26 protein-coding genes and 1 tRNA gene are annotated in these 23,272 nt (G+C 65.2%); 25 read left to right on the top strand and 2 right to left on the bottom strand.

Annotation, left to right across the window (positions count from 1 at the left end; translation table 11 throughout):
• Window positions 1-8 precede the first annotated feature (8 nt).
• The 16 genes from murA to tatC all read left to right on the top strand — a co-directional run bounded on the left by murA (window position 9) and on the right by tatC (window position 11,663).
• Entirely contained in the window at window positions 9-1,358 is a 1,350-nt protein-coding gene (gene murA, locus F3J14_RS05100) for a UDP-N-acetylglucosamine 1-carboxyvinyltransferase (RefSeq protein ID WP_011655802.1), read from the top strand.
• Window positions 1,355-2,008, top strand: coding sequence for an ATP phosphoribosyltransferase (hisG, locus tag F3J14_RS05095; protein WP_006751807.1), 654 nt, complete (start codon window positions 1,355-1,357; stop codon window positions 2,006-2,008). The genes murA and hisG overlap by 4 nt, the downstream gene beginning before the upstream one ends.
• 24 nt (window positions 2,009-2,032) lie before the next feature.
• The gene (gene hisD / locus F3J14_RS05090) at window positions 2,033-3,349 is read left to right on the top strand and encodes a histidinol dehydrogenase (protein WP_166722070.1); all 1,317 of its coding nucleotides are present in this window, start codon (window positions 2,033-2,035) and stop codon (window positions 3,347-3,349) included.
• A gap of 121 nt (window positions 3,350-3,470) precedes the next feature.
• Window positions 3,471-4,544, top strand: a complete 1,074-nt coding sequence (gene hisC, locus F3J14_RS05085; protein ID WP_166722069.1) for a histidinol-phosphate transaminase — start codon at window positions 3,471-3,473, stop codon at window positions 4,542-4,544.
• A gap of 65 nt (window positions 4,545-4,609) precedes the next feature.
• Window positions 4,610-5,197 carry an imidazoleglycerol-phosphate dehydratase HisB gene (gene hisB / locus F3J14_RS05080; protein WP_006751804.1) on the top strand — a complete coding sequence of 196 codons (588 nt, stop codon included), beginning with the start codon at window positions 4,610-4,612 and terminating at the stop codon, window positions 5,195-5,197.
• A 62-nt stretch (window positions 5,198-5,259) separates the two neighbouring features.
• A complete protein-coding gene (locus F3J14_RS05075) occupies window positions 5,260-5,880 on the top strand; it encodes a YchE family NAAT transporter (RefSeq protein WP_006751803.1) in 621 nt (206 codons plus the stop codon).
• Window positions 5,877-6,518: an imidazole glycerol phosphate synthase subunit HisH gene (gene hisH, locus F3J14_RS05070; protein WP_166722068.1), complete on the top strand. Its 642-nt coding sequence runs from the start codon at window positions 5,877-5,879 to the stop codon at window positions 6,516-6,518. Before F3J14_RS05075 ends, hisH begins: the two co-directional genes overlap by 4 nt.
• A 163-nt stretch (window positions 6,519-6,681) precedes the next feature.
• Complete coding sequence (gene hisA, locus F3J14_RS05065) at window positions 6,682-7,437, top strand: 1-(5-phosphoribosyl)-5-[(5-phosphoribosylamino)methylideneamino]imidazole-4-carboxamide isomerase (RefSeq protein WP_166722067.1); 756 nt, start codon at window positions 6,682-6,684, stop codon at window positions 7,435-7,437.
• 106 nt (window positions 7,438-7,543) lie between these two features.
• Window positions 7,544-8,317 (top strand): imidazole glycerol phosphate synthase subunit HisF, encoded by a 774-nt coding sequence (gene hisF, locus F3J14_RS05060; RefSeq protein ID WP_006751800.1) that lies wholly within the window; start codon window positions 7,544-7,546, stop codon window positions 8,315-8,317.
• The gene (gene hisI, locus F3J14_RS05055; RefSeq protein WP_006751799.1) at window positions 8,317-8,733 is read left to right on the top strand and encodes a phosphoribosyl-AMP cyclohydrolase; all 417 of its coding nucleotides are present in this window, start codon (window positions 8,317-8,319) and stop codon (window positions 8,731-8,733) included. The genes hisF and hisI overlap by 1 nt, the downstream gene beginning before the upstream one ends.
• Entirely contained in the window at window positions 8,730-9,095 is a 366-nt protein-coding gene (locus F3J14_RS05050; RefSeq protein WP_006751798.1) for a phosphoribosyl-ATP diphosphatase, read from the top strand. The genes hisI and F3J14_RS05050 overlap by 4 nt, the downstream gene beginning before the upstream one ends.
• 71 nt (window positions 9,096-9,166) lie before the next feature.
• Window positions 9,167-9,559 carry a hypothetical protein gene (locus F3J14_RS05045; protein WP_166722066.1) on the top strand — a complete coding sequence of 131 codons (393 nt, stop codon included), beginning with the start codon at window positions 9,167-9,169 and terminating at the stop codon, window positions 9,557-9,559.
• 30 nt (window positions 9,560-9,589) lie between these two features.
• A complete protein-coding gene (locus F3J14_RS05040) occupies window positions 9,590-9,955 on the top strand; it encodes a histidine triad nucleotide-binding protein (protein ID WP_166722065.1) in 366 nt (121 codons plus the stop codon).
• Between the two features lie 93 nt (window positions 9,956-10,048).
• Window positions 10,049-10,279 carry a Sec-independent protein translocase subunit TatA gene (gene tatA, locus F3J14_RS05035; protein WP_166722064.1) on the top strand — a complete coding sequence of 77 codons (231 nt, stop codon included), beginning with the start codon at window positions 10,049-10,051 and terminating at the stop codon, window positions 10,277-10,279.
• Window positions 10,280-10,305: 26 nt separating this feature from the next.
• Window positions 10,306-10,836 carry a Sec-independent protein translocase protein TatB gene (gene tatB / locus F3J14_RS05030; protein WP_166722063.1) on the top strand — a complete coding sequence of 177 codons (531 nt, stop codon included), beginning with the start codon at window positions 10,306-10,308 and terminating at the stop codon, window positions 10,834-10,836.
• Between the two features lie 41 nt (window positions 10,837-10,877).
• Window positions 10,878-11,663, top strand: coding sequence for a twin-arginine translocase subunit TatC (tatC, locus tag F3J14_RS05025; RefSeq protein ID WP_006751793.1), 786 nt, complete (start codon window positions 10,878-10,880; stop codon window positions 11,661-11,663).
• Window positions 11,664-11,927: 264 nt separating this feature from the next.
• Here the strand turns inward: tatC and F3J14_RS05020 are convergent, their stop codons facing one another.
• On the bottom strand, window positions 11,928-13,133 hold the full coding sequence (locus tag F3J14_RS05020; RefSeq protein ID WP_166722062.1) for a Do family serine endopeptidase: 1,206 nt from the start codon (window positions 13,131-13,133) through the stop codon (window positions 11,928-11,930).
• A gap of 21 nt (window positions 13,134-13,154) precedes the next feature.
• On the opposite strand from F3J14_RS05020, the gene F3J14_RS05015 reads away from it, so the two are divergent.
• The 8 genes from F3J14_RS05015 (at window position 13,155) to F3J14_RS04980 (ending at window position 18,868) form a co-directional block, all read left to right on the top strand.
• Window positions 13,155-13,901 carry a Nif3-like dinuclear metal center hexameric protein gene (locus F3J14_RS05015; RefSeq protein WP_166722061.1) on the top strand — a complete coding sequence of 249 codons (747 nt, stop codon included), beginning with the start codon at window positions 13,155-13,157 and terminating at the stop codon, window positions 13,899-13,901.
• Between the two features lie 218 nt (window positions 13,902-14,119).
• Window positions 14,120-14,740, top strand: coding sequence for a ubiquinol-cytochrome c reductase iron-sulfur subunit (gene petA / locus F3J14_RS05010; protein ID WP_006751790.1), 621 nt, complete (start codon window positions 14,120-14,122; stop codon window positions 14,738-14,740).
• Entirely contained in the window at window positions 14,740-16,122 is a 1,383-nt protein-coding gene (locus F3J14_RS05005) for a cytochrome bc complex cytochrome b subunit (protein ID WP_166722060.1), read from the top strand. Before petA ends, F3J14_RS05005 begins: the two co-directional genes overlap by 1 nt.
• A 21-nt stretch (window positions 16,123-16,143) precedes the next feature.
• Window positions 16,144-16,902 (top strand): cytochrome c1, encoded by a 759-nt coding sequence (locus tag F3J14_RS05000; protein ID WP_166722059.1) that lies wholly within the window; start codon window positions 16,144-16,146, stop codon window positions 16,900-16,902.
• A gap of 94 nt (window positions 16,903-16,996) precedes the next feature.
• Window positions 16,997-17,608, top strand: a complete 612-nt coding sequence (locus F3J14_RS04995) for a glutathione S-transferase N-terminal domain-containing protein (protein ID WP_006400565.1) — start codon at window positions 16,997-16,999, stop codon at window positions 17,606-17,608.
• Between the two features lie 71 nt (window positions 17,609-17,679).
• Window positions 17,680-18,201: a ClpXP protease specificity-enhancing factor gene (locus tag F3J14_RS04990; protein WP_166722058.1), complete on the top strand. Its 522-nt coding sequence runs from the start codon at window positions 17,680-17,682 to the stop codon at window positions 18,199-18,201.
• Window positions 18,202-18,220: 19 nt separating this feature from the next.
• Window positions 18,221-18,296 (top strand) — tRNA-Thr (locus F3J14_RS04985).
• A gap of 368 nt (window positions 18,297-18,664) precedes the next feature.
• The gene (locus tag F3J14_RS04980) at window positions 18,665-18,868 is read left to right on the top strand and encodes a hypothetical protein (protein ID WP_006757125.1); all 204 of its coding nucleotides are present in this window, start codon (window positions 18,665-18,667) and stop codon (window positions 18,866-18,868) included.
• Window positions 18,869-18,964: 96 nt separating this feature from the next.
• Here the strand turns inward: F3J14_RS04980 and F3J14_RS04975 are convergent, their stop codons facing one another.
• The gene (locus F3J14_RS04975; protein ID WP_166722057.1) at window positions 18,965-19,765 is read right to left on the bottom strand and encodes a transporter substrate-binding domain-containing protein; all 801 of its coding nucleotides are present in this window, start codon (window positions 19,763-19,765) and stop codon (window positions 18,965-18,967) included.
• A 315-nt stretch (window positions 19,766-20,080) separates the two neighbouring features.
• On the opposite strand from F3J14_RS04975, the gene F3J14_RS04970 reads away from it, so the two are divergent.
• The gene (locus F3J14_RS04970) at window positions 20,081-23,254 is read left to right on the top strand and encodes a type VI secretion system Vgr family protein (protein WP_166722056.1); all 3,174 of its coding nucleotides are present in this window, start codon (window positions 20,081-20,083) and stop codon (window positions 23,252-23,254) included.
• The last annotated feature ends 18 nt before the right edge of the window (window positions 23,255-23,272 follow it).

Here is a 23,272-nt window from a genome sequence, read left to right as displayed (position 1 = left end):
ACCACTGAGTGCAAGTCACCGTCAACGAGCGCGACGCCGTCCAGAGCGTCGCCACGGCACACCCGGCCGCCAACGGGGAATCGCAGGGACACGGGATGGACAAGCTGGTGGTCGAAGGCGGTCGCCGGCTCTCGGGCGAGATCGTCGTGTCGGGCGCGAAGAATGCCGCGCTGCCGATCCTGTGCGCGGGGCTGCTCAGCGCCGAGCCGGTCGAGCTCGACAACGTGCCGAACCTGAAGGACGTGCGCACCACGCTGAAGGTGCTGAACCAGATGGGCGTGAAGAGCGAAACGGACGGCTGCCGCGTGCAGCTCGACGCGTCGCGCGTCGACAACCTCGTCGCGCCGTACGAGCTCGTCAAGACGATGCGCGCGTCGATTCTCGTGCTCGGGCCGCTGCTCGCCCGCTTCGGCGAGGCGAAGGTGTCGCTGCCGGGCGGCTGCGCGATCGGCGCGCGTCCGGTCGACCAGCACATCAAGGGCCTGCAGGCGATGGGCGCCGAGATCAGCATCGAGCACGGCTTCATCGAAGCGCGCGCGAAGCGCCTGAAGGGCGCGCGTATCGTGACCGACATGATCACGGTGACGGGGACGGAAAACCTGCTGATGGCCGCGACGCTGGCCGACGGCGAGACGGTGATCGAGAACGCGGCGCGCGAGCCGGAAGTGAGCGATCTCGCACACTTGCTGGTCGCGATGGGCGCGAAAATCTCCGGCATCGGCACCGATCGCCTCGTGATCCAGGGCGTCGAGCGGCTGCACGGCGCACGCCATTCTGTGATTCCCGACCGCATCGAGGCCGGCACGTTCCTGTGCGCGGTCGCGGCGGCCGGCGGCGACGTGCTGCTGACGGGCGTACGCCCGCACATCCTCGACGCGGTGATCGACAAGCTGCGCGAGGCCGGCGTGTCGATCGAGGAAGGCGACAGCTGGCTGCGCGTGCGGATGGACCGCCGCCCGTCGGCGGTGACGATCCGCACGTCGGAATACCCGGCGTTCCCGACCGACATGCAGGCGCAGTTCATGGCCCTCAATTCGGTCGCGACGGGCACCGCGCAGATCGTCGAGACCATCTTCGAGAACCGCTTCATGCACGTGCAGGAGCTGAACCGGCTCGGCGCGAACATCACGATCGACGGCAACACGGCGCTCGTGACGGGTGTCGACAAGCTGTCCGGCGCGAACGTGATGGCGACCGACCTGCGGGCTTCGGCGAGCCTCGTGATCGCCGGGCTGCGCGCCGAAGGCGAAACGCTCGTCGACCGCATCTATCACCTGGACCGCGGCTACGACCGCATGGAAACCAAACTGACCGCCGTCGGCGCGAATGTGCGCCGCCTCTCCGGGAGCCAAGCATGACCGCGCCGCTGACCCTCGCCCTGTCGAAGGGCCGGATTTTCGAGGAAACCCTGCCGCTGCTGGCGGCCGCCGGTGTGCAGGTGGCCGAGGATCCTGAAACGTCGCGCAAGCTGATCCTGCCGACGACCGATCCGAACCTGCGCGTGATCATCGTGCGCGCGAGCGACGTGCCGACCTATGTCGAATACGGCGCGGCCGATTTCGGCGTGGCCGGCAAGGACGTGCTGGTCGAGCACGGCGGCTCGGGCCTGTACCAGCCGATCGATCTGAACATTGCACGCTGCCGGATGTCGGTGGCCGTGCCGGCCGGTTTCGACTATGCGAACGCGGTGCGCCAGGGCGCGCGCCTGCGGGTCGCGACCAAGTACGTCGAAACGGCACGCGAACACTTCGCCGCGAAGGGCGTGCACGTCGACCTGATCAAGCTGTACGGCTCGATGGAGCTGGCGCCGCTGGTTGGGCTGGCCGATGCGATCGTCGACCTCGTCAGCTCGGGCGGCACGCTGAAGGCGAACAATCTGGTCGAGGTCGAGGAGATCATGGCGATCTCGTCGCGCCTCGTCGTGAACCAGGCTGCGCTGAAGTTGAAGCGCGCGGCGCTCAAGCCGATTCTCGACGCGTTCGAACGCGCGTCGCAGAATGGCAATTGAGCGCATCACCGTAACGGAACTCCCATGGCCATCACCATCCGCAAACTCGATTCGACGAGCGACGGCTTCGGCGCCGCGCTGCGCGCGGTGCTCGCGTTCGAGGCAAGCGAGGACGAAGCGATCGAGCAATCGGTCGCGCAGATCCTCGCTGACGTGAAGTCGCGCGGCGACGCCGCGGTGCTCGAGTACACGAACCGCTTCGACCGGCTGGACGCGAGCAGCGTCGCCGCGCTCGAACTGCCGCAGGACGCGCTGCAGACGGCGCTCGACGGCCTCGCGCCGAAGGCGCGCGCGGCGCTGGAAGCGGCCGCCGCACGCGTGCGCGCGTACCACGAGAAGCAGAAGATCGAGTGCGGCACGCATAGCTGGCAGTACACGGAAAGCGACGGCACGGTGCTTGGCCAGAAGGTGACGCCGCTCGACCGCGTCGGCCTGTACGTGCCGGGCGGCAAGGCCGCCTATCCGTCGTCGGTGCTGATGAACGCGATTCCCGCGCGTGTCGCGGGCGTCGGCGAGATCGTGATGGTCGTGCCGACCCCGGACGGCGTGAAGAACGACCTCGTGCTCGCCGCGGCGCTGCTCGGCGGCGTCGATCGCGTGTTCACGATTGGCGGCGCGCAGGCGGTCGGCGCGCTCGCGTACGGCACGGCCACGGTGCCCCCGGTCGACAAGATCTGCGGGCCGGGCAATGCGTACGTCGCATCGGCGAAGCGCCGCGTGTTCGGCACGGTCGGCATCGACATGATCGCCGGCCCGTCGGAAATCCTCGTGCTGTGCGACGGCACGACCGATCCGAGCTGGGTCGCGATGGACCTGTTCTCGCAGGCCGAACACGACGAGCTCGCGCAGTCGATCCTGCTGTGCCCGGACGCCGCGTTCCTCGAGCGCGTCGAGAAGGCGATCGACGAGCTGCTGCCGACGATGCCGCGCCGGGAGGTGATCCGTGCGTCGCTCGAAGGCCGCGGCGCGCTGATCAAGGTGCGCGACATGGCCGAAGCGTGCCGGATCGCGAACGACATCGCGCCCGAGCACCTCGAGATTTCCGCGCTGGAGCCGCAGCAATGGGGCCAGCAGATCCGTCACGCCGGCGCGATCTTCCTCGGCCGCTACACGAGCGAAAGCCTCGGCGACTACTGCGCGGGCCCGAACCACGTGCTGCCGACGTCGCGCACCGCGCGCTTCTCGTCGCCGCTCGGCGTGTACGACTTCATCAAGCGCTCGAGCCTGATCGAAGTCAGCGCCGAAGGTGCGCAGACGCTGGGCGAGATCGCATCCGAGCTCGCGTACGGCGAAGGGCTGCAGGCGCACGCGCGCAGCGCCGAGCTCCGGATGAAGGGGTGACACGCGCCGCAGCCGGTGCCGATGCACCGGCCGCGGTCGACGAGGAGACCCCGCGCAGGGCGGCAGCCGCCGCCGTGCCGAAACCATTTGACGCCGGCGCGAAGCACGCCGGCTTGAGACCATGACGACGCCCCAAGACATCATCCGCCGCGACGTGCTCGCGATGACGAGCTACCCGGTGCCCGACGCGAGCGGCTTCGTGAAGCTCGACGCGATGGAGAACCCGTATTCGCTGCCCGCGCCGCTGGCGGCCGCGCTCGGCGAGCGCCTCGCGCAGGTCGCGCTGAACCGCTATCCGGCGCCGCGCCCGGGCGCGCTGCTCGACAAGCTGCGCCACGCGATGGGCGTGCCGGCCGCGTGCGACGTGCTGCTCGGCAACGGCTCGGACGAAATCATCAGCATGATGTCGGTGGCCTGCGCGAAGCCGGGCGCGAAGGTGCTCGCGCCGGTGCCGGGCTTCGTGATGTACGAGCTGTCCGCGAAATTCGCGCAGCTCGAATTCGTCGGGGTGCCGCTCAAGGACGACCTGACGCTCGACGCCGACGCGATGATCGCGGCGATCGCCGAGCACCGGCCGGCGCTCGTCTATCTCGCGTACCCGAACAACCCGACCGGCACGCTGTACGACGAAGCCGACGTCGAGCGGATCATCGCGGCCGCGCAACACAGCCTGATCGTGATCGACGAGGCGTATCAGCCGTTCGCGGAGCGCTCGTGGCTGCCGCGCGCCGCCGAGTTCGACAACGTCGTCGTGATGCGCACGGTGTCGAAGCTCGGCCTGGCAGGCATCCGCCTCGGCTATCTCGCCGGGCTGCCCGCGTGGCTGACCGAGTTCGACAAGGTGCGCCCGCCGTACAACATCAACGTGCTGACCCAGGCGAGCGCCGATTTCCTGCTCGACCACCTCGACGTGCTCGATGCGCAGGCGGCCGAACTGCGTGCGGAACGCACGCGCCTCGCGCAGGCCGTGGCCGCGCTGCCGGGCGCGACGGTGTTCCCGAGCGCCGGCAATTTCCTGCTGGTGCGCGTGCCGGACGCGGCTGCCGTGTTCGATGCGCTGCTCACCGAGCGGGTGCTGATCAAAAACGTGAGTAAAATGCATCCGTTGCTGGCCGAATGCGTGCGGCTGACCGTCGGTTCTCCCGACGAAAACGCACGCCTGCTGGCTGCCTTGAAACTCGCGCTGCCCGGTTGAGCCCAGGGCGCGGCGGCGCGCGACGATCAATCCCCATTTACATCAGACTCATTCAAGGAATTGCCATGCGTGTGGCGGAAGTCGTTCGCAATACCAGCGAAACGCAGATCCGTGTGAAGCTCGATCTCGACGGTACGGGCCGGCAGAAGCTGGCCACCGGCGTGCCGTTTCTCGACCATATGCTCGATCAGATCGCGCGACATGGTCTGATCGATCTCGAGGTCGAAGCGCATGGCGATACACATATCGACGACCACCACACGGTCGAGGACGTCGGTATCACGCTCGGCCAGGCCGTCGCGAAGGCGATCGGCGACAAGAAGGGCATTCGCCGCTACGGCCATTCGTACGTGCCCCTCGACGAGGCGCTGTCGCGCGTCGTGATCGACTTCTCGGGCCGGCCGGGTCTCGAATTCCACGTGCCGTTCACGCGTGCGCGGATCGGTACGTTCGACGTCGACCTGTCGATCGAATTCTTCCGCGGGTTCGTGAACCACGCGGGCGTCACGCTGCACATCGACAACCTGCGCGGGATCAACGCGCACCATCAGCTCGAAACGGTGTTCAAGGCCTTCGGCCGGGCGCTGCGTGCGGCGGTGGAGCTCGACGAGCGCGCGGCGGGGCAGATTCCGTCGACGAAGGGCAGCCTCTAACCTTCCGAACGGGCCCACGCCCAGGACAACCTCACGGCTTCGGCGCGCCGCGCCGGCTTGCGATGGATCTGCTCAAATCGTTCATTTCGCTGCTGGCGCTGATCAACCCGGTCGGCGCGGTGCCGTTTTTCCTGAGCCTGACCGCGCAGCAAACGGACGGTGAGCGGCGCCGCACGATCCGGATCGCGTCGGTGTCGGTGTTCTGCGTGATGACGGTGACGACGCTGCTCGGGCAGCAGATCATCGACTTCTTCGGCATTTCGGTCGGCTCGCTCGAAGTGGGCGGCGGGATCATCATGCTGCTGATGGCGATCAACATGCTGAACGCGCAGATCGGCAACACGCGATCGACGCCGGAGGAGCGCTACGAAGCCGAGTCGAAGGACAACATCGCGGTCGTGCCGTTGGCGATTCCGCTGCTCACGGGCCCCGGCTCGATCAGCACGGTGATCATCTATGCGGCGAACTCGCATCACTGGTATGAGCGAGCCGGGCTGGTCGCGATCGGCGCGGCCCTGGCTTTTCTGTGTTTCGTCGCGATGCGGCTCGCCGAGCCGATCGCGAACTGGATCGGCCGCACCGGCATCAACATCGCCACGCGGCTGATGGGTTTGATGCTGTCGGCGCTGGCGGTGGAATTCATCGTCAACGGACTGAGGGCGCTACTGCCTGCACTGAGATGAAAACTTCGATTGCGATTGTGGATTATGGGATGGGCAACCTGCGCTCGGTCGCGCAGGCGCTCAAGAAGGCCGAACCGGCCGCCGACGTGGCGATCGTCGACACGCCGGACGCGATTCGCGCGGCCGACCGCGTCGTGCTGCCCGGCCAGGGCGCGATGCCCGACTGCATGCGCTGCCTCGGCGAATCGGGGCTGCAGGAGGCGGTGATCGAGGCCTCGCGCACGAAGCCGCTGCTCGGCGTGTGCGTCGGCGAGCAGATGCTGTTCGACTGGAGCGCGGAAGGCGACACGAAGGGCCTGGGCCTGTTGCCCGGCAAGGTCGTGCGCTTCGAGCTGGACGGCCGGCTGCAGGATGACGGCTCGCGCTTCAAGGTGCCGCAGATGGGCTGGAACCGCGTGCGCCAGTCGCAGCCGCACCCATTGTGGGACGGCGTGCCCGACGACGCATACTTTTACTTCGTACACAGCTATTACGTGAGGCCGGACAACCCGGCACACACGGTCGGCGAAACGGCATACGGCGCGCCGTTTACGTCCGCGGTCGCGCGGGACAATCTCTTCGCGACCCAATTCCACCCCGAGAAAAGCGCGGAAGTCGGGTTGCGTCTGTATCGCAACTTCGTACACTGGAAGCCGTGAGCGTCGCGTGCGTGCCACAGTCGGCGGGCCGGAAGGGCCTGTCGCACACAGCGCGCTCGCGAAAGCGCCGAAAGAGTTGTACTAAACTAGCGAGGCGGCGCGGTACCGGATTGGCCGGTACGCGCCGGATTCTTTTCTTCTTCCACGACGACACCCGATTGCTATGCTGCTGATTCCGGCCATCGATCTCAAAGACGGTCAGTGTGTGCGCCTCAAACAGGGCGATATGGACCAGGCCACGATTTTCTCCGAGGACCCGGCGGCGATGGCCCGCAAGTGGGTCGATCTCGGCGCCCGGCGGCTGCATCTGGTCGACCTGAACGGCGCATTCGCCGGCAAGCCGAAGAACCTCGACGCGATCGAAGCGATCCTCGACGAGGTCGGCGACGAAATCCCCGTACAGCTCGGCGGCGGCATCCGCAGCCTCGAGACGGTCGAGAAGTATCTCGACGCCGGCCTGTCCTACGTGATCATCGGCACGGCGGCCGTGAAGGACCCGGGCTTCCTGCGGGATGCGTGCACCGCGTTCGCGGGCAACATCATCGTCGGCCTCGATGCGAAGGACGGCAAGGTCGCGACCGACGGCTGGAGCAAGCTGACCGGCCACGAAGTGATCGATCTCGCGAAGAAGTTCGAGGACTACGGCGTCGAATCGATCGTCTACACCGACATCGGCCGCGACGGGATGCTGCAGGGCATCAACATCGAGGCGACCGTGAAGCTCGCTCAGGCGGTCGGCATTCCGGTGATCGCCAGCGGCGGCCTGTCGAACCTCGCGGACATCGATAGCCTGTGCGAAGTGGAAGAGCACGGCGTCGAAGGCGTGATCTGCGGCCGTGCGATCTACTCCGGCGATCTCGATTTCGCGGCCGCGCAAAAGCGCGCGGACGAACTGAACGGCGAACTCGACAACGCGTAAGCGCGGTTGTCCCGTTCGCCGGGGCTGCCTGCTGGCGGCCCCGACCGGAAGCCTCGCGCGAGGCTTCCGTAACCGGCCGTCCCATCGCGGCCTTTGGCGCAACATCATGGCTCTAGCTAAACGCATCATCCCCTGCCTGGACGTGACCGCCGGGCGCGTCGTCAAGGGCGTCAACTTCGTCGAGCTGCGCGATGCCGGCGACCCCGTCGAAATCGCCCGCCGCTATGACGACCAGGGCGCCGACGAACTGACGTTCCTCGATATCACCGCGACCTCCGACCAGCGCGACCTGATCCTCCCGATCATCGAAGCCGTCGCGTCGCAGGTGTTCATTCCGCTGACCGTCGGCGGCGGCGTGCGCGCCGTCGAGGACGTGCGGCGCCTGCTGAATGCGGGCGCGGACAAGGTCAGCATGAATTCGTCGGCGGTCGCGAACCCGCAGCTCGTGCGCGACGCGGCCGACAAGTACGGCTCGCAGTGCATCGTCGTCGCGATCGACGCGAAGCGCGTATCGGCCGACGGCGAGACGCCGCGCTGGGAAGTGTTCACGCACGGCGGTCGCAAGAACACGGGCCTCGACGCGATCGAATGGGCGCGCAAGATGGCCGAGCTCGGCGCGGGCGAGATCCTGCTCACGAGCATGGACCGCGACGGCACGAAGTCGGGCTTCGACCTCGCGCTCACGCGCGGCGTGTCGGACGCGGTGCCGGTGCCGGTGATCGCGTCGGGCGGCGTCGGCTCGCTGCAGCACCTGGCCGACGGCATCAAGGACGGCCGCGCCGACGCCGTGCTGGCCGCGAGCATCTTCCACTACGGCGAGCACACGGTCGGCGAGGCGAAGCGCTTCATGTCCGACCAGGGCATCCCGGTGAGGCTGTGATGAATACGGAAACGAAAGCCCTGCCCGCGTGGCTCGACAAGGTCCGCTGGGACGACAACGGCCTCGTGCCAGTGATCGCGCAGGAAGCGTCGACGAACGACGTGCTGATGTTCGCGTGGATGAATCGCGAGGCACTCGCGAAGACGATCGAGACGCAGCGCGCGGTTTATTATTCGCGCTCGCGCAAGCGCCTGTGGTTCAAGGGCGAGGAGTCGGGCCACGTGCAGCACGTGCACGAGGTGCGGCTCGACTGCGACGAGGACGTCGTGCTGCTGAAGGTCGAGCAGGTGTCGGGCATCGCATGCCACACCGGCCGGCATTCGTGCTTCTTCCAGAAATTCGAAGGGACCGTGGACGGCGGCGACTGGGTCGCGGTCGATCCGGTGCTGAAAGATCCCGAACACATCTACAAATGACGCAATCGACCGAAGACACGCTGCTGCGCCTCGCGGCCGTGATCGATAGCCGCAAGGGCGGCGACCCCGATCAATCGTACGTATCGCGCCTGTTTCACAAGGGCGACGACGCGGTGCTGAAGAAGATCGGCGAAGAGGCGACCGAAGTCGTGCTGGCCGCGAAGGACGTGCGCCAGGGCGGCGCGCCGACGGCGCTGGTCGGCGAAGTGGCCGACCTGTGGTTCCACTGCCTCGTGATGCTGTCGCATTTCGACCTGAGCCCGGCCGACGTGATCGGCGAGCTCGAGCGCCGCGAAGGGCTGTCGGGCATCGAGGAAAAGGCGCTGCGCAAGCGCCGCGAGCGCGAGGAAAACGGCGGGTGACGGCGCGCGGCCTGCCGCGCCGGCAACAGTGCGGTAAGCTGTAAGAATTGTCATCTAACGGGGGTAGCATCATGACCGATACGCCGAGCGAGTTTCCAACGCCGTCGGTGCCGGGCGCAGCGGACGCCGAGCGGCTGAACGGCTTGCGCACGCTGACGCACGTGCTGTATGGCCTCTACGCGATTCATTGGCTGACGGGCGGCGTAACCGGCATCATCGCGATCATCATCAACTACGTGAAACGCGGCGACGTGGCCGGCACGCCGTACGCCGACCATTTCGAGTGGCAGATCCGCACGTTCTGGCGCGCGCTGATCGCATACGTGATCGGATTCGCGCTGATGTTCGTGGTGGTGGGATTCGCGATCATGTTTGTCACGTGGATCTGGACGCTGTACCGTATCATCAAAGGTTGGCTGTACCTGAACGACAACAAGACGCTCGATCCGCAGGCCTGGTTCTGACCGGCGCGCGGGGCGTTTCGCAGGAGCAACATGAGTCACGATCCGAATTGCCTGTTCTGCAAGATCGCGGCGGGCGAGATCCCGAGCGCGAAGGTGCACGAGGACGACGAATTCGTCGCGTTCCGCGACATCCGCCCGGCGGCCGAGACGCACGTGCTGGTGATTCCGCGCCGGCACCTGCCGACACTGTCGGCGGCCAGCGAGGCCGATGCGCCGATGCTCGGCCGGCTGATGCTGCTCGTCGCGCGTCTGGCCGACCAGCTCGGCGTTGCCTACACGGGCGGCGAAACCGGTTTTCGCACGGTGATCAACACGGGCCCCGGCGGCGGGCAGGAGGTCTACCACCTGCACGCGCATATCCTGGCCGGTCCGCGGCCGTGGCTGCGGATGGGTTGACGTAGCGGGGCGTTTCCCCGCATCGATAGTCGAAGCCGGCGTGCCGCCGGCGATTTGCGCCGCCACGCGGCATGGTTGAGGAGAGGTTTCATCATGGGTGGATTGAGCATTTGGCACTGGCTGATCGTGCTGCTGATCGTCGCGCTGGTTTTCGGTACGAAGAAGCTGCGCAACATCGGCAACGACCTCGGCAGCGCCGTGAAGGGCTTCAAGGACGGCATGAAGGAAGGCGAGACACCGGCGGACGCGCAGCAACTGCCGCGCACGGGCTCGGTCGACGTCGACGCGAAGGAAACGACGCGTTCCGATTCGAACAAGGCGTAACGCCGGCAAGCTGACAGGCATACGCGATGCTGGATCTCGGTCTTTCGAAGATGGCGCTGATCGGCGTCGTCGCGCTCGTGGTGCTCGGCCCCGAGCGCCTGCCGCGCGTCGCGCGCACGGCAGGCGCATTGTTCGGCCGCGCGCAGCGGTACATCAACGACGTGAAGTCCGAGGTCTCGCGCGAAATCGAACTCGACGCGCTGCGGACGATGAAGACGGATTTCGAGTCTGCCGCGCGCAATGTCGAGACGACGATTCACGACAACCTGCGCGAGCACGAGAAGGAACTGAACGACACGTGGCATTCCGCGGTCGGCGGTCTTAACGAAGGCTCGGTCGATGCCGGCACGTACGGTTCCGACACGCCTGCGGCGCCGTCGTGGCGCGGCAGTACGGCCGCGCTCTCGCGCAAGCGTCGCAACTGGCGTGTGAAGCAGGCGGCGATGCCTGTCTGGTACAAGCGCGCGACGACCCGCCGCACGCACGTGCAGTCGGGCGCCGCGCGTGTCGCGCGCCACCAGCCGGCCAGCCTGCGCCGGCCGACGCGCTTTCTCTGAGCCGAGCGCATGCTCGCTCGTCAATCCTACCGAGGGCCGGTGTGAGCGACCCCCAGCAGAATCCGGGCGACGCCCCGGAAGAAACCTTCATTTCCCATCTCGTCGAGCTTCGCGATCGCATCATTCGCGCGGGGCTGGCCGTGATCGTCGTGTTCCTCGGGCTCGTGTACTGGGCGCCCGACATCTTCCGGCTGCTCGCGCGGCCGCTGATGGAAAACCTGCCGAAGGGCGGCAGGATGATCGTGACCGACGTCACCGGCTCGTTCTTCGTGCCGATGAAGGTCACGATGCTCGTCGCGCTCGTGATCGCGTTGCCGATCGTGCTGTACCAGATCTGGGCGTTCGTCGCGCCGGGCCTGTACCAGCACGAGAAGAAGCTCGTCATGCCGCTCGTCGGCAGCAGCTACTTCCTGTTCCTGTGCGGGATGGCGTTCGCGTACTTCCTCGTGTTCCCGACGATCTTCCGCGTGATGGCGCACTACAACGCGCCGCTCGGCGCGGAGATGTCGACCGACATCGACAACTACCTGAGCTTCGTGCTCGGGATGTTCATCGCATTCGGGGTCACGTTCGAGGTGCCGATCATCGTCGTGCTGCTCGTCCGGATGGGCGTGCTGACGCTGAAGAAGCTGAAGGAAATGCGGCCGTACGTGATCGTCGGCGCGTTCGTCGTCGCGGCGGTCGTCACGCCGCCGGACGTATTCTCGCAGCTGATGCTCGCGCTGCCGCTCATCGTGCTGTTCGAGGTCGGGCTGCTGGCCGCGCGGTTCTTCGTACCGAAGCCGACGACGGAAGAACCCGAGCCGGAGAACGGCGCCGCCAGTTGAGCAGGAAACGGTGTGCGGTGGCCGGCATGCTGGCCGCCGTCGATGCGGCCTTTCGGCAAGCAACATCGAAGCCGGGCGAGTGGCCGGAAGGGCAAACGGTGAGGGCGAGAACTCGGCTTCACCGCGACGAAAGCGTTTCGAAGCAAAGCGGAAGAGCAGCCGAATCGAGTTGACCCCCAAGCGTTGGACATCATTCCAGCCCCTGGGGGTTTTTCGTTTCCGCCTGCTGCCAGCAAGCGGCGCAGACGCGCCGCCCGCCGGATGTCACTCGCTGTCGCTGTCCTGTTCGTCGAGCGCCTGCTTCGGCGGCGGCGGGCGCTTGCCGATCACGACGTTCAGGTCGAACTCCTTGCCCTTGCGCACGACGTGCACCTTGGTCGACGTGCCCGGCTTGATCTGCGCGACGGTGTTCAGCAGCTTCGTCGTGTCGGTGATTTCGTCGCCGTTCACGCTCACGAGGATGTCGCCCGGCTTGATGCCGGCCTTGTCGGCCGGACCGCCCTGCAGCACGCCCGCGACGATCGCGCCCGACTTCTGCTGGAGCCCGAACGACTCGGCGATTTCCGGCGTGACGTCCTGCGGCTCGACGCCGATCCAGCCGCGCGTGACCGAGCCCGTCGTGATGATGCTTTCGAGCACGGTGCGCGCGGTCGACACGGGGATCGCGAAGCCGATGCCGAGCGAGCCGCCCGAGCGCGAATAGATCGCCGTATTGATGCCGAGCAGGTTGCCGTTCACGTCGACCAGCGCGCCGCCCGAGTTGCCGGGGTTGATCGGCGCATCGGTCTGGATGAAGTTCTCGAACGTGTTGATGCCGAGGTGATTGCGGCCGAGCGCGCTGATGATTCCCATCGTGACCGTCTGGCCGACGCCGAACGGGTTGCCGATCGCGAGGACGACGTCGCCGACGCGCGACTGGTCGGAACGGCCGAGCGTGATCGTCGGCAGGTTCGTCATGTTGATCTTCAGTACGGCGAGATCGGTCTCGGGGTCGCTGCCGATCACCTTCGCGGTGGCCGTGCGACCGTCGGCGAGCGCGACTTCGATCTGGTCGGCGCCGTCCACGACGTGCTGGTTCGTTAGAATGTAACCTTCAGGGCTCACGATGACGCCGGAGCCGAGGTTGGCGGCCGGTTCGTCCTGCTGCTTGCGCGCGTTGCGGTCGCCGAAGAAGTAGCGGAACAGCGGATCCTTCGCCCGCGGATCGGGCGGCAGCGAGCCGTCTTTGCTGGAGAATACGTTGACGACGGCGGGCATCGCCTTTTGCGCGGCTTCCGCGTACGACGTGGTCGCCGGCGCTCCGCCGATGCCCGGCGCCACTTCCCGCAGCGCAACGATCGGCGTGGCGAGCTGCTTGCCGAGCTGTCCTTGCCGTTGCAGCCATTGCGGCTTGAGCGTCACGACGATGAACATCAGCGCGAGCAGTACGGTTACCGCCTGCGCGAAGAACAGCCAGAAGCGTCTAAGCATCTGAATGGATTAGAGGTTTATATGGATCGGATCGAACTCGAATTGTACTTGAACAATACCCTTGAAACCGCGCGCTTCAAGGACTATTGCCCGAACGGCCTCCAGGTCGAGGGGCGCCGCAAGATCGAGAAGATCGCCACCGGCGTGACGGCGTCGGTCGCGTTCCTCGAAGCCGCGCTCGAATGGGGGGCGGATGCGGTGCTCGTTCATCACGGCTATTTCTGGCGCAACGAGGCGCCGCAGATCACGGGCCGCAAATACCAGCGCCTGAAGCTGCTGCTCGCGAACGATCTGAACCTGTTCGCGTTCCACCTGCCGCTCGACGCGCACCCCGAGCTCGGCAACAACGCGCAGCTCGGCCAGAAGCTCGGGCTGATCGGCGATCAGCGTTTCGGCGACGGCGACCTCGGCTGGATGGCGACGCTGCCGATGCCCGTCACGCTCGAGCACTTCGTCGCGAAGGTCGAGCGCACGCTCGGCCGCACGCCGCTTGTGCTTGGCGATACGGACATGCAGCTACGCCGCATCGCGTGGTGCACCGGCGCCGCACAAAGCTATTTCGATGCCGCGATCGATGCCGGCGCCGACGTGTTCCTGACCGGCGAGGTGTCGGAATCCGTCACGCACGCGGCCGCGGAGAGCGGCGTCGCGTTCGTTGCGGCAGGGCACCATGCAACCGAACGCTACGGAATCCAGGCGCTGGGGCGCCACTTGTCCGAAGAATTCGATATCGAACACCTTTTTATCGATATTCATAACCCGGTCTGAACGACCGATTTGCGGCAGCGCATCGAAATTTCACAATGTAGCGAATGCTTAAAAGTGAAATGATTTAATTGCTTCGATAGTGCGGGAAAACCCTTAACTATCAACCACTTCGAAGGGATTTTCATCTCCGGGCCTTGTAAATGGCGACTCCATTCGAGCAAACTAGCGGCGGAATGGAAAGTCGTGACGGAAAATCCAACTCAGAAGTGGGGCGTGTGATGCGAGACAAGGAAGAGAAACGCGTCGACAGCGGCCGCCGTACCTGGCTGATTGCGACATCCGTAGCAGGTGGCGTGGGAGGTGTCGCCACCGTTGTACCTTTCGCGGCGTCGCTTGCGCCGTCCGCGAGAGCGAAAGCGGCCGGTGCGCCGGTCGAGGTCGACATCAGCAGCCTGAAGCCCGGCGAGATGGTCACGGTGCCGTGGCGCGGCAAGCCCGTCTGGATCCTGAATCGCACCGATTCGATGCTGGCCGATGTGGTCAAGGCCGATAAGGAAGTGGCCGATCCGACCACGAAATCCCCGTATTCGATGCCGTTGCCCGCGTATTGCGCGAACGAATATCGCGCGCGGACCGATCGCAAGAACATTCTCGTCGTGATGGCCGTCTGTACGCACCTCGGCTGCACGCCTAGCCAACGCTTCACGCCGGGTCCGCAGCCGAACCTGCCGGACGACTGGCCGGGCGGTTTCCTGTGCCCGTGCCACGGTTCGACCTACGACCTCGCCGGTCGCGTGTTCAAGAACAAGCCGGCGCCTCAGAATCTCGACATCCCGCCCTACATGTTCACGTCGGCGACGACCCTCGTGATCGGCAAGGACGAGAAAGGAGAAGCGTGATGGCTGCCGACAACAAAGAAGTCTCCACCACAGGTGTCACCGGCTGGATCGACCAGCGCTTCCCGCTCACGTCCACCTGGAAGAAGCACGTTTCCGAGTACTACGCGCCGAAGAACTTCAACTTCTGGTACTTCTTCGGCTCCCTCGCGCTGCTGGTGCTCGTCAACCAGATCGTCACGGGCATCTTCCTGACGATGAACTACAAGCCCGACTCGACGCTCGCGTTCGCGTCGGTCGAGTACATCATGCGCGAGGTGCCGTGGGGCTGGCTGATCCGCTATATGCACTCGACCGGTGCATCGATGTTCTTTGTCGTCGTGTACCTGCACATGTTCCGCGGGCTGATGTACGGGTCGTATCGCAAGCCGCGCGAACTCGTGTGGATCTTCGGCTGCGCGATCTTCCTGTGCCTGATGGCCGAGGCGTTCTTCGGCTACCTGCTGCCGTGGGGCCAGATGTCGTTCTGGGGCGCGCAGGTGATCGTGAACCTGTTCTCGGCGATCCCGTTCGTCGGCCCGGACCTGTCGCTGTGGATCCGCGGCGACTACGTTGTGTCCGACGTCACGCTGAACCGCTTCTTCGCGTTCCACGTGATCGCGATTCCGCTGGTGCTGGTCGGCCTCGTGATCGCGCACCTCGTCGCGCTGCACGAAGTGGGGTCAAATAACCCGGACGGCATCGAGATCAAGGCGAAGAAGGACGCGAACGGCGTTCCGCTCGACGGCATCCCGTTCCATCCGTACTACTCGGTGCACGACTTCTTCGGGGTCTGCGTGTTCCTGATGGTGTTCGCGCTGATCGTGTTCTTCTCGCCGGAGATGGGTGGTTACTTCCTCGAGGCGAACAACTTCGTCCCGGCGAACCCGCTGCAGACGCCGCCCGAGATCGCGCCGGTCTGGTACTTCACCGCGTTCTACGCGATGCTGCGCGCGACCACCGACCCGTTCAAGATCGTGCTGATGATCGTGATCGCGCTGCTCGGCGTGCTCGCGCTGATCCGCGCGCGCGGCAAGTGGAAGGTCGGCCTGCCGGTGCTGGCCGCGGCGATCGTCGTGTTCATGTTCCTGACGGAGTCGAAGTTCTGGGGCGTCGTCGTGATGGGCTCGGCGGTGATCACGCTGTTCTTCCTGCCGTGGCTCGACCGCAGCCCGGTGAAGTCGATCCGCTACCGGCCGCTGTTCCACAAGGTGTTCCTCGGGATCTTCGTCGTGGCGTTCCTGACCCTCGCGTTCCTCGGCACACGGCCGCCATCGCCGGTCGCGACGCTGATTGCGCAGGGCTGCGCGCTGATCTACTTTGCGTTCTTCCTCGGCATGCCCGTCTGGACGCCGCTTGGCACGTTCAAGCAGCCGCCGGAGCGGGTGCGCTTCAAGCCCCATTAACGTGAGCGAGGAGAGAACGACATGAAGAAACTGCTTTCGACGCTCGCGCTGATCGGGGCCACGGCCGTTGCGCTGCTTGCGGCGCCGGCCGTGCGCGCGGAAGGTAATTTTCCGCTCGACCGGGCGCCCGATAACACGGAAAATCTCGTTTCGCTTCAGCACGGCGCGCAATTGTTTGTAAACTATTGCCTGAACTGCCACAGCGCGAACCTGATGCGCTACAACCGTCTGACGGATCTGGGCATATCCCAGAAGGAGATCGAAACGAATCTCCTGTTCACGACCGACAAGGTCGGGAACACGATGTCCGTCGCGATGCGGCCCGAAGACGCGAAGAACTGGCTCGGCACCATGCCACCCGACCTGTCGGTCGAGGAGCGGGCGCGCAGCCGCGACTGGCTGTACACGTATCTGCGGAGTTTCTACCGCGACGATACGCGGCCGACCGGCTGGAACAACGCGGTGTTCGAGAACGTCGGCATGCCCCATGTATTGTGGCAACTGCAGGGGCAGCGCACTGCCAAATTCGAAGACAAGACGGACGAGGAGACGGGCGAGAAGGCCCACACGCTCGTCGGCTTCCAGCAGGTCACGCCGGGGACGTTATCGTCGCCGGACTATGACGCTGCGGTGGCCGACCTGGTGGCCTATATGACATGGATGTCCGAGCCGGCCCAGCAGACCCGCAAACGCCTCGGCGTTTGGGTGCTGGTCTTTCTCGGTGTCCTGACTTTCCTGGCCTGGCGGCTCAATGCCGCCTACTGGAAAGATATCAAGTAAACACGCCTGACCGGCGTGGGGCCGGCGCAAGGTGGAACCCGTGAAAGGGGTTGCGCCGCGTGCCGGCCCTCGGCTTTTTTGAGGAAACGCAAATATGATGGTTCTGTATTCCGGCACAACTTGCCCGTTCTCCCAGCGTTGCCGGCTGGTGTTGTTCGAGAAGGGCATGGATTTCGAGATCCGTGACGTCGACCTGTTCAACAAGCCGGAAGACATCTCGGTGATGAACCCGTACGGTCAGGTGCCGATTCTGGTCGAGCGCGACCTGATTCTGTACGAATCGAACATCATCAACGAATACATCGACGAGCGCTTCCCGCACCCGCAACTGATGCCGGCCGACCCGGTGCAGCGCGCACGTGCACGCCTGTTCCTGCTCAACTTCGAGAAGGAGCTGTTCGTTCACGTCAGCACGCTCGAGAACGAGAAGGGCAAGGCAGCGGAGAAGAATCACGAGAAGGCACGCCTCGCGATCCGCGATCGCCTGACGCAGCTCGCGCCGATCTTCGTGAAGAACAAGTACATGCTCGGCGAAGAGTTCTCGATGCTCGACGTCGCGATCGCGCCGCTTCTGTGGCGTCTGGATCACTACGGCATCGAGCTGTCGAAGAACGCCGCGCCGCTGATGAAGTATGCCGAGCGGATCTTCAGCCGCCCGGCCTATATCGAAGCACTGACGCCGTCCGAAAAGGTCATGCGTCGTTGATGATGCAATGAAGGCATGACGGAGCGGGCGGCGCGGCGTGCCGCGTGCCCGCTCCGGGTTCGAGGATTGTGATGCAAGAGATTTCAACGAAGCCATATCTGCTGCGCGCGCTGTACGAGTGGTGCACCGATAACGGTTACACGCCGCATATCGCGGTGAGGGTCGACAACTCGACGCGCGTGCCGCGTCAGTTCGTGCGTGACGGCGAGATCGTGCTCAACATCAGCTTCGAGGCGACGAGCCAGTTGCAGATGGGTAACGAGTGGATCGAGTTCACCGCCCGGTTCTCCGGGAAGGCGCACAAGATCGAGATTCCGGTGGCCAACGTGCTCGCGATCTACGCGCGGGAGAACGGGCAAGGGATGGCGTTCCAGGTCGACGCGGTGGCGGGTGAGGGCGAGGATTCGGGTGCATTCGAAGACGATGCCGCGCAGGCCGACGAGGTGTCGCGTGACGAGTCGCCTGCCGTATTGACGCCTGTCGTCGATGTCGGCGCGAACGAGGAGCCGTCCGAAGGTGCCGACGAACCGCCGAAAACCGACGGCGACGGCTCGAAAGGCGGTAGCAGACCTCGCCTCAAGATCGTGAAATGAGGTAGAATCTCGCGCTTACGCCGGCTTAGCTCATCTGGTAGAGCAGTTGATTTGTAATCATCAGGTGGCGGGTTCGAGTCCTGCAGCCGGCACCAAATCCGAAAAGGGGTTACGGAATTTTTCCGTAACCCCTTTTTTCGTTTCGACGCAATCAGCAACGACGCGCTGATTGGGTATGCTTCCCGCGCTGCGCAATCCCGCCAGCCAGCACACCTCACTCCGCCCCCCCTTTCCCTGTCACGCCCGCGTCACGCTGTGCCCCTAACGTTGCACATTCCCGTCGCGGCACCATCGTCGCGATCCGGGCGTGCGCACCCCGCACGCGACGCCGTGCCCGCGTCGCGCAAGCGGTCAACCGGGATCTCGCTCCCGACAGCGCATCGACCATGCACCGCGCTATTCCATTCGAAAACACGATCGACGCCGATTGAGTTGGATCGCGGACGATCAGGAGACACGGACCATGCTGAGTCCACATGAATTTTCGATGCTGCTGCGCATTGCTCGCGCGCCGGACAGCGTCGACCCGTCGAACCCGGCTTTCGCCGTGCTCGTCGAAAAGCGGCTCGTTGACGATACGCAGGTACGCGTGAATGCGGTGGCTGCACGCCCGGCGCTGACGCCGATCGGACAGCTGCTGCTTGCGCGCTTTGACGAAGCTGCTTGAACGAAGCTGCTTGAGGGGAAACGAACAGAACTGCAGAAGGGCGTCACGCCTTCGCCGCAGCGAAGAACGTGACGCGATGAAAGCGCGGCGAACCGCTTACTGCGCGAGCGGCACCGTCACGTCGCTGCCGAACCAGTGCATCGAGATCTTCTTCAACGTGCCTTCCTTGCGCAGCGAATCCAGCGCATCGTTGATCGCCTTCTCGAACTTCGGATTGCCCTTGCGGAACGGGATCGCCATCTCCTGCTTGCCGCCGTTGAGCACCGCGCCCGAGCGCAGCGGCAGGTTCGACGTCTTGATCATGTACGGCAGCATCAGGCGGTCGTCGAGCGTCGCCTCGATCCGGCCCGCGGCGAGGTCGCGCAGCTTTTCCGGCGCGCCCGGATACGTCTGCACCTCGATGCCCGGCACGCTGCGCGCCATCTGGTCGTAGTTGGTGCCGAGCGTCACGCCGAGCTTCTTGCCCTTGAAATCCTCGAGCGACTTGAAGTTGCGCGTGTCGTCCTTGCGCTGGATCAGCTGCGCGGCCGAGTACGTGTACGGCTCGCTGAAGTCGAGCACTTCCTTGCGCTGCGGCGTAATCGTGACCTGGTTGACGATCACGTCGAACTTGCCGGCCTGCAGCCCCGCGATGATCCCGCTCCATTCGGTGGGGATGAACTGCGTCTTCACGCCAAGCTTGCCGGCGACCGCATTCGCAACGTCGACGTCGAAACCCTCGAGCTGACCCGAGGTGCCGCGCGAGTTGAACGGCGGATACGTGCCTTCGAGCCCGACGCGCAGCACGCCGGCTTTCTTCACCGAGTCGAGCAGGTCTTCCGCGTGCGCGGCGACGGCCGTGAAACCGAGGGCCGACGCGAGCAGCAGCCCCGACAGCAGAAACTTCGAACGTTTCATCGCAGATCTCCAGTGTTCAATGTGGTAATTGTGCGCCGGGCATCGAGCGTGCCCGGGCTGGGCCGGAATACGGGCACGTAGACACTACTCGCAACCGGAGCGCGCCGGAAGTCGAATTGGCCCTGATTGCAATCGATTTCAGCGGGCGGCGGTGGTACTGCAGAGTGGCGACGCCGCGTGTGATGCGTTTAGGAATGCGCTTTTAAATCAGGGCCATTTTCCTTTTCGTGCCGTAATTTGTCTGTAAAATCGCGCGAGCGAAATCGCAATAGCGCGCCATCCGAGGGCGCGTCACAAGAAGAAAAGGCCGTTGCCATGAACATGCAGAACACGATTGCCGCATTGCGCGGCGGGTTGCTTCAGCAGGACCGGCTGCTGAAGCTCGATACGCCATTGGGGGCCAACGTGCTGACCGTGCAGCGGGCGGTCGGCCGTTCGCGCATCGGGCGCGCATACGAATTCACGCTCGACGTGCTGTCGGCCGATGGTGATCTGGAACTCAAAAAACTGATCGCGCAGCCCGTTACGTTGTGGATCCAGCAGGGCGATCGCAGCTACCGGCCGGTCAACGGATATGTCCATACAGCGCGCCGCCTCGGCGCCGACGGCGGGCTCACGACCTATCAGCTCACGTTCGCCGATTTCACCCATTTCCTGAAGTTTCGTCGCGACCAGCGCCTCTGGAACGACACGACCGTCGACCAGATCATCAGCGATGTGCTGAATCAGCATCCGCAGGCGCAGGGGCATTTTCGGTTCGCGCTGTCGAAGCCGCTGCCGAGCCGTTCATACACGCGTCAGCACGACACCGACTGGCATTTCGTGCACCGGCTGATGGAGAGCGAAGGCCTCTACAGCGCGTGGCAGCAGGCCGACGACGGCAAGTCGCATACGCTCGTGATCACCGACAACCTGCAGGCGTTCGCGTCGCTGTCGCCGGAAACCGTGCGCTTCTATCGCGGCGGCGCGGCGAGCGAAGCCGACGCGTTCACGCAATGGTCGGGCACGCGCACGCTGCAGAGCGTGACGCGGACGACGCGCACGTTCGACTACAAGAATCCATCGCAACCGTCGAACCCGAAGGGCACGACGCTGCCGACGATGGGCGGCCAGGGCGAATTGCCCGATCAGCTCGAAGTCTACGAGTACACCGGGGCGTATACGTATCTGGACCAGACGCGCGGCGACCATCTGACGAAGATCCGGATGGAGGAATGGGAGTCGCAGGCGAAGCGCTTCCATGGCGCGGGCGGCGTGCGCGCGATCGATGCCGGACGGCGCTTCATGCTGTCGGATCATCCCGAGCACGATCGCGATCCGGCAGACCAGCGCGAGTTCGCGGCGATCGGTGTCGAGTGGTGGATCGAGAACAACTTGCCCGTCGCGAGCAGCAGCGCGGACTTTCCCTACAGCCTGCGCGAAGCATTGACGCAAGCGCAGGAGGGCTACGGTGCCGATCCCGCGTTTCGCGTGCCGCATGATGACGGCTCGGTCGGCTTCTACCTCGTCGAAGTCGAAGCGCAGCGCGTGAGCGTGCCGTATCGCAGCCCGTTCGAACACGAGAAGCCGCAGATGCATCTCGAGACGGCGATCGTCGTCGGGCCGCAGGGTGAGGAAGTCTATACCGACGAGTTGAACCGGATCCGCGTGCAGTTCGTGTGGGATCGTCTGAATCCGGGTAACGAGAACGCGTCGTGCTGGGTGCGCGTGGTGCAGTCGGATACCGGTGGCGGCTACGGCGGCGTGCATGTGCCGCGGATCGGCGAGGAAGTGCTGATCGACTATGTCGGCGGCGATTGCGACCGGCCGTTGGCGGTCGGTCGCGTGTACAACGGCGCGAACCAGCCACAGTGGCACTCCGACGGGATTCTGTCCGGATATCGATCGAAAGAGTATTCGGGCGGCGGCTACAACCAGCTCGTGATGGACGACGCGACCGGGCAGAACCGCGTGCAACTAATGAGCAGCAGCGCGAACAGCCTGCTGCATCTGGGCTACATCATCGATCAGAGCGGCAATTCGCGCGGGTCGTATCTGGGCAGCGGGTTCGACCTGCGCTCGGATGCGTATGGCGCGGTGCGGGCGAGCCAGGGGCTGTACGTCACCACCCATCCGAAGGCGCCGAACAGCCAGCCGCTCGACGTGAAGGAAGCGCAGCAGCAGCTCGTGACGGGCGAGAGCCTGGTCGAAGCGATGTCGGGCGTGAGCGAGCAGCATCAGGCGGAGAGCCTGAAGGACGCGCAAGACACGATGCGCGCGTTCACCGACGCGACGCAGAACAGCGTGTCGGGCAACGCGTCCGGCGGACGCACGGCAGGCGGTGGCACGGGCAGCGCGAACGCATTCAAGGAGCCGGTGATGCTGTTCGGCAGCCCGTCCGGGATCGGGATGTCGACGCAACAGTCGCTGCACATGGTCGCGAACGATCACGTGAACGTCGCAAGCGGACAGAGCGTGCATGTCGCGGCGGGCAAGTCGCTGATCGGCAGTATCGGACAGAAGCTGAGCCTGTTCGTGCAGAACGCGGGGATGAAGCTGTTCGCGGGCAAGGGCAAGGTCGAGATCCAGGCGCAGTCGGACAACGTCGAGGTGACCGCGCAGAAGGCGGTGAAGGTTGTGTCAGCAACCGATCGGATCGAGATCGCGGCCGATCAGGGAATTCTGTTGACCAGCGGCGGCGGGTATATCCGCATCCAGGGCGGCAACATCGAGATTCATACGCCGGGCGCGGTGGACGTGAAGGGCGCGTCGCATACGTTCGCGGGGCCGGCAAGCATGGGCTATCCGCTGCCGAGCCCGCGGCCGGATCAGCCGGGGCAGCTTGAACTGTTTCACAAGTACGTGAACGGCGAGGCGGTGAAGGGTGGGTTGTTCACGGTGAAAGACGTGAACGGCGCCGTGCTGAAGAAAGGCGCGCTCGACAACAGTGGCTATACGGTCGTGAGCGGCTTGCCGCCGGGCGCGGTACGCGTCGAGTTCGGGAAGGACCCGCGCGAGTCGGATCAGCCGGCGAATTACTTCAAGCAGGGGAAGTGGCCGGCAGAGCCGGTCGAGCCGTCGCCGGAAGCCGCGCAGGCAGCGGCAAGCGGGCAGCTAGCGAGCCAGTTGCAGGGAATGGCGCCCGCGGCGACCACGGCGGCGATGGGGCTCGCGAGCGGCGGCAGCGCGGGCGCTGCGCTCGGCGGGCTGGCGAGTTCCGCATTGCCGGCTGCCGCGAGTGCACTTGGTGGAGCGGGCGTCGCGTCGGCGTTGCAGACGGCCTCCAGCCTGAGCGGTGCAGCGAAGCAGGTGGCCGGGATGGTGCAGGCCGCACGTCAGGGTGGACTTGCGGCGCTGGCCGCGCCGGCCACGAATGCCGCGTCCGGGGCGCTGCAGGGAGCATTGCCCGGCGTCACTGGAATCGCGGGCAAGGGCGCCACGACGGTGGCGTCAGCCGCGGGCGGTATGAAACTGCCGACCCCCGGGTTTGGCGGACCGCTGAAATCCTGAGAGGGCGGCTTGTCAGCC

Source organism: Burkholderia sp. Tr-862 (assembly GCF_011753085.1).
Lineage (GTDB): Bacteria > Pseudomonadota > Gammaproteobacteria > Burkholderiales > Burkholderiaceae > Burkholderia > Burkholderia ambifaria.
The sequence above is the reverse complement of the archived record's forward strand: the minus strand, read 5'-3'. Positions and strand labels throughout refer to the sequence as shown.

Coding starts and splice junctions, on each gene's coding strand:
- F3J14_RS05045 (WP_166722066.1), top strand. CDS start 9,167: ATGACCGATACGCCGAGCGAGTTTCCAACGCCGTCGGTGCCGGGCGCA.
- F3J14_RS05020 (WP_166722062.1), bottom strand. CDS start 13,133: ATGCTTAGACGCTTCTGGCTGTTCTTCGCGCAGGCGGTAACCGTACTG.
- F3J14_RS05015 (WP_166722061.1), top strand. CDS start 13,155: ATGGATCGGATCGAACTCGAATTGTACTTGAACAATACCCTTGAAACC.
- hisG (WP_006751807.1), top strand. CDS start 1,355: ATGACCGCGCCGCTGACCCTCGCCCTGTCGAAGGGCCGGATTTTCGAG.
- F3J14_RS05050 (WP_006751798.1), top strand. CDS start 8,730: ATGACGCAATCGACCGAAGACACGCTGCTGCGCCTCGCGGCCGTGATC.
- F3J14_RS04980 (WP_006757125.1), top strand. CDS start 18,665: ATGCTGAGTCCACATGAATTTTCGATGCTGCTGCGCATTGCTCGCGCG.
- F3J14_RS04975 (WP_166722057.1), bottom strand. CDS start 19,765: ATGAAACGTTCGAAGTTTCTGCTGTCGGGGCTGCTGCTCGCGTCGGCC.
- F3J14_RS05000 (WP_166722059.1), top strand. CDS start 16,144: ATGAAGAAACTGCTTTCGACGCTCGCGCTGATCGGGGCCACGGCCGTT.
- tatA (WP_166722064.1), top strand. CDS start 10,049: ATGGGTGGATTGAGCATTTGGCACTGGCTGATCGTGCTGCTGATCGTC.
- hisF (WP_006751800.1), top strand. CDS start 7,544: ATGGCTCTAGCTAAACGCATCATCCCCTGCCTGGACGTGACCGCCGGG.
- tatB (WP_166722063.1), top strand. CDS start 10,306: ATGCTGGATCTCGGTCTTTCGAAGATGGCGCTGATCGGCGTCGTCGCG.
- hisI (WP_006751799.1), top strand. CDS start 8,317: ATGAATACGGAAACGAAAGCCCTGCCCGCGTGGCTCGACAAGGTCCGC.
- hisB (WP_006751804.1), top strand. CDS start 4,610: ATGCGTGTGGCGGAAGTCGTTCGCAATACCAGCGAAACGCAGATCCGT.
- F3J14_RS04970 (WP_166722056.1), top strand. CDS start 20,081: ATGAACATGCAGAACACGATTGCCGCATTGCGCGGCGGGTTGCTTCAG.
- petA (WP_006751790.1), top strand. CDS start 14,120: ATGCGAGACAAGGAAGAGAAACGCGTCGACAGCGGCCGCCGTACCTGG.
- F3J14_RS05040 (WP_166722065.1), top strand. CDS start 9,590: ATGAGTCACGATCCGAATTGCCTGTTCTGCAAGATCGCGGCGGGCGAG.
- F3J14_RS05075 (WP_006751803.1), top strand. CDS start 5,260: ATGGATCTGCTCAAATCGTTCATTTCGCTGCTGGCGCTGATCAACCCG.
- hisA (WP_166722067.1), top strand. CDS start 6,682: ATGCTGCTGATTCCGGCCATCGATCTCAAAGACGGTCAGTGTGTGCGC.
- F3J14_RS04990 (WP_166722058.1), top strand. CDS start 17,680: ATGCAAGAGATTTCAACGAAGCCATATCTGCTGCGCGCGCTGTACGAG.
- hisH (WP_166722068.1), top strand. CDS start 5,877: ATGAAAACTTCGATTGCGATTGTGGATTATGGGATGGGCAACCTGCGC.
- hisC (WP_166722069.1), top strand. CDS start 3,471: ATGACGACGCCCCAAGACATCATCCGCCGCGACGTGCTCGCGATGACG.
- hisD (WP_166722070.1), top strand. CDS start 2,033: ATGGCCATCACCATCCGCAAACTCGATTCGACGAGCGACGGCTTCGGC.
- F3J14_RS05005 (WP_166722060.1), top strand. CDS start 14,740: ATGGCTGCCGACAACAAAGAAGTCTCCACCACAGGTGTCACCGGCTGG.
- F3J14_RS04995 (WP_006400565.1), top strand. CDS start 16,997: ATGATGGTTCTGTATTCCGGCACAACTTGCCCGTTCTCCCAGCGTTGC.